This window comes from Sandarakinorhabdus sp. (assembly GCF_031422795.1).
In the GTDB taxonomy this organism is placed as follows: domain Bacteria; phylum Pseudomonadota; class Alphaproteobacteria; order Sphingomonadales; family Sphingomonadaceae; genus Sandarakinorhabdus.
This window is the reverse complement of sequence record NZ_JANPML010000463.1, coordinates 1-3,877: the sequence shown is the minus strand read 5'-3', so window position 1 is coordinate 3,877 and position 3,877 is coordinate 1. Positions and strand designations below refer to the sequence as shown.

Below are 3,877 nucleotides of genomic sequence, written 5' to 3'. Positions count from 1 at the left end.
CAATCCAACAAGGCGGCCGAAGCCGTGGCCCTGTTCGACGTGATCCACAGCGTTGATCGCCCGTCGCTGGTGACCGCGCTCGCCAAGGCGCAAGCCGCCGTCGGCAAGCGCCCAGCCTGCTATCTGCAGGTCAACATCGGCGCCGAGGAGCAAAAGGGCGGCTGCGCCCTCACCGATCTGCCCAGCTTGCTGGAACAGGCCCGCAACGCCGGGCTGGATGTCGTCGGCCTGATGTGCGTCCCCCCGGCAAACGTCGAACCCGCGCCTTACTTCGCGTTGCTCGCCGAGCATGCCAAGCGGCTGAGCCTCACCGGCCTGTCGATGGGTATGTCGAGCGATTGCGAAACAGCAGCGCTGCTGGGCTCAACCGTGGTGCGGGTCGGCAGCGCGCTGTTCGGTTCGCGGGGCTGAATTCAGAAGGAGAAAAGACCGTCAACAGGCAAGGTTGGCAGACCCCGCACCCGTTCGGTTTCGGTCGCGCAATCAATCACCCTGTTTTGCGTGAGGCTATAGCCCGTCGGCCAGATCCAGCCGGAAAAACTGGTTGTGCGGGCTTGGCTCGTAATCGGCAAAGGCGCCGCAGGGGATGAACCCGGCGCTTTGGTACAGTGCAATGGCCGGGACGTGCAGCGGCGCTGTACCGGTTTCCAGGCTCAATCGCGCATAGCCGCGTTGGCGAGCCTGTTCGATGATGTGCTGCAGAATCGCGCGGCCGACACCTGTGCCGCGAGCAGCCGGCGCGGCGCGCATGGACTTCACCTCGCCATGGGCAGCATCCAACTGCTTGAGGGCGCCAAATCCGAGCAGCGTTTCGCCGTCCCAGACGGTCCAGAATGTCACGCTCGCCGCCGACAGCCCGGCTGCATCCAGAGCAAATGATTGCCCGGCCATCGCTCCCCGCAACTCCCGCAGGTGGTGCGCAAGCAAGTCTGCCACACCGGAAGCTGTTGTATCATCCTGCCGTATCTGCATCCTGAACCTTCGATTTTGAAAAGCCATGGCGAATCGCCCAAAGCGCAAGTGGCTGCTCCGCCCGGCGTGGCACCCTGGCCGCTCAAGCCGCCAGCGGTTGAATCCGCAGCCGCTTCACCATCCGCGGATCGCCGTCGATCACTTCAAAGCGCCAGCCGGCCGGGTGGTCGACGAACTCGCCGGGTGCGGGCACGCGGCCGGCGAGCATGAAGACGAGGCCGCCGAGCGTATCGACGTCTTCGCCCACTTCATCGTCAGCCAGGCTCACGTCCAGCGTCTGTTCGAGGTCGTTGATGGCGAGGCGGGCATCTGCTTCCCACAGACGTTCGCCAACTTCCTGAATCAGCGCCGCTTCCACTTCGTCGTGCTCGTCCTCGATGTCGCCAACGATTTCCTCGACCAGATCTTCGATGGTCACCAGGCCATCGACGCCGCCATATTCATCGATGATGATGGCCATGTGGCTGCGGCCGGCGCGCAATTGGGCGAGCAGATCGACGATGCGCATCGATCCCGGCACGAACAGCACTTCGCGCAGCAGCGGTTCGATGGGCAGACCAAGCAATGGCGCGGAGCTGACCGTGTCGTTAAAAGTATCGGCGATGCGGCTGTAGACATCCTTGATGTGGATCATGCCGATGATGTTGTCGCGTTCGCCGCGCCACACTGGCATGCGGCTGTGGCCGGCATCGCGGAAGCGTGCCACCAGCGCCGGGAAACCGGCATCGGCGTCAAACATGATCATATCGGTGCGCGGCACGGCGATATCGCCGGCGCTGGCATCGCCCAGATGCAGCATGTTGCGCACCATGGCGCGTTCCACCGGGCCAAGATCATCGCCGGATTTGCTGTTGGAGGGGCCGTCTTCCGCTTCGTCCATCGCCTCTTCAAGGCTTTCGCGCAGCGAGTGTTCGGGCGCTTTGGACAGCAAGGCGCGGACCTGCCGCCACCAGCGGCTGCCGCGCAATCGAGAATGGCTGTCGCCGCTACTGTCGCCCTCGGGCATGGTTATTGGTCTTCCTCATACGGGTCGGGCAGGTGCAGCCGGGCACAGGCGGCGCGTTCCAGCGCCTCCATCTGCTCGGCGTCCCAATCGCCGGTTTCGTGATCATAGCCTAACAGGTGCAGGGTGCCGTGGACAACAAGGTGGCCAACATAGTCCGCCACGCTCCAGCCCTTCTCGCCGGCTTCACGCACCACGGTTTCGGCAGCCAGCACCAGATCGCCTACCAGCACTTCGCCATCATCGCTGTTGGCCAGACTGACCAGCATGTCGGGCGCGAGCATCGGGAAGGACAGGATGTTGGTCGGCTTGTCCTTGTCGCGATATTGGCGGTTCAATGTGTGCACTTCGGCATTGTCAGACAGGCGCACCGCCACTTCCACGGCCATCGACGCATCGGCCAGCTCGGCATAGGGCGTTTGCGCCAGCGCGGCAGCCACGGCGGCACGCGCCAGCGCCGGCCAGTCCGCCGCTGGCCAATCGCCGGCCACCACATCGGTTTCAACAACCAGCATCAGCCGTCTTGCGCCGGGCCTTCATAGGCCTCGACAATGCGGCCAACGATCGGGTGGCGCACCACTTCCTTGACCGAGAAGCGCAGCGTTGCGATGCCTTCGATGCCATCCAGCTTGCGCACGGCGTCGGCCAGACCGGACGAGCCCGCCACCGGCAGATCGACCTGGTTGGGATCGCCGCAGATCACCATGCGGCTGCGTTCACCAAAGCGCGTCAGGAACATCTTCATCTGCAGCGGCGTGGTGTTCTGCGCTTCATCAAGGATGATGAAGGCGTTGGCCAGCGTGCGGCCGCGCATGAAGGCCAGCGGCGCAATCTCGATCTCGCCACTGGCCAGCCGGCGTTCGACCTGTTCGGCGGGCAGCATGTCGTAAAGCGCGTCGTACAGCGGGCGCAGATAGGGATCGACCTTTTCCTTCAGGTCGCCGGGCAGGAAGCCGAGGCGTTCGCCGGCTTCGACGGCAGGGCGCGACAGGATCAGCCGATCCACGCTGCCGGCGATGAGCTGGCTGACGGCCTGCGCCACGGCGAGATAGGTCTTGCCGGTGCCGGCGGGGCCAAGCGCGAAGATAATGTCGGACGAGCCCAGCGCCTCGATATAGCGGACCTGGGTGGGCGATCGGGCAACGATGGTCTTGCGGCGGGTGCGGATGGCCGCGGTGGTGGGGGCGGCGCCGCTATCGGCGTGGATCAGCCCGTCCAGCGACGGATCAGACGCGATGGACACGGCACCCAGCACGTCGCCGGTATCGATCTGCTCGCCCTTCAGCAGCCGGCTGTACAGCGTGGTCAACACATCGCGGGCGCGGGCAGCGGATTCGGCCTGGCCTTCCACCACCACACGATTGCCGCGGGCACTGATATAAACGCCGAGCTGGCCTTCGAGCGCGATCAGATTCTGATCATATTGGCCAAACAACGGCCCCAGCAATTGCACCTTGTCGAACTCGATCTCCAACCGAACACGGTCAGTGGCGATGAGCGGGCTGCGCGGGGCTTTCTTCGACATCAGGCAGCTGCACTTTCCTGTTTGGAGGAGGTCACCGGAACGGCTTCGACACTATTGGGGTGGGCATCGACAATGTCCACCTCAACCAGATCACCAATGGCGGCGCCGGGGATCGAAACCACGGCCGATTGCAGCCACGGCGTCTTGCCGATGAGCTGCCCTGGCTTGCGGCCCGGCCGTTCAAGCAGAACCTTGCAGCGGCGGCCGACGGTGGTGCGGTTGAAGGCCAGACTGCCTTCGGAAACGGCGGCCAGCAGGCGGGCGAGGCGTTCGTCCTTCACCGCTTCGGGAACCTGATCGGCCATGGTGGCGGCCGGCGTGCCGGGGCGGATGCTGTATTTGAAGCAATAGGCGGCGGCATATTGCACTTCGCGCAC

6 protein-coding genes are annotated in these 3,877 nt (G+C 64.5%); 1 reads left to right on the top strand and 5 read right to left on the bottom strand.

The window, feature by feature from the left end; genetic code table 11:
- The coding region (locus tag RMO81_RS15610; protein ID WP_310476869.1) for an alanine racemase at window positions 1-411 on the top strand (411 nt) is incomplete at its 5' end.
- A 96-nt stretch (window positions 412-507) separates the two neighbouring features.
- Here the strand turns inward: RMO81_RS15610 and RMO81_RS15605 are convergent.
- The 5 genes from RMO81_RS15605 to RMO81_RS15585 form a co-directional block, all read right to left on the bottom strand.
- On the bottom strand, window positions 508-1,020 hold the full coding sequence (locus RMO81_RS15605; protein ID WP_409049638.1) for a GNAT family N-acetyltransferase: 513 nt from the start codon (window positions 1,018-1,020) through the stop codon (window positions 508-510).
- Between the two features lie 34 nt (window positions 1,021-1,054).
- Window positions 1,055-1,978: a hemolysin family protein gene (locus RMO81_RS15600; RefSeq protein WP_310476868.1), complete on the bottom strand. Its 924-nt coding sequence runs from the start codon at window positions 1,976-1,978 to the stop codon at window positions 1,055-1,057.
- 2 nt (window positions 1,979-1,980) lie between these two features.
- Window positions 1,981-2,490 carry an rRNA maturation RNase YbeY gene (ybeY, locus tag RMO81_RS15595; RefSeq protein ID WP_310476867.1) on the bottom strand — a complete coding sequence of 170 codons (510 nt, stop codon included), beginning with the start codon at window positions 2,488-2,490 and terminating at the stop codon, window positions 1,981-1,983.
- On the bottom strand, window positions 2,490-3,500 hold the full coding sequence (locus tag RMO81_RS15590; protein WP_310476865.1) for a PhoH family protein: 1,011 nt from the start codon (window positions 3,498-3,500) through the stop codon (window positions 2,490-2,492). Before RMO81_RS15590 ends, ybeY begins: the two co-directional genes overlap by 1 nt.
- Window positions 3,500-3,877, bottom strand: a 378-nt coding sequence (locus RMO81_RS15585) for a TRAM domain-containing protein (RefSeq protein ID WP_310476863.1), incomplete at its 5' end; no start/stop codon positions are given. The genes RMO81_RS15585 and RMO81_RS15590, both read right to left, overlap by 1 nt.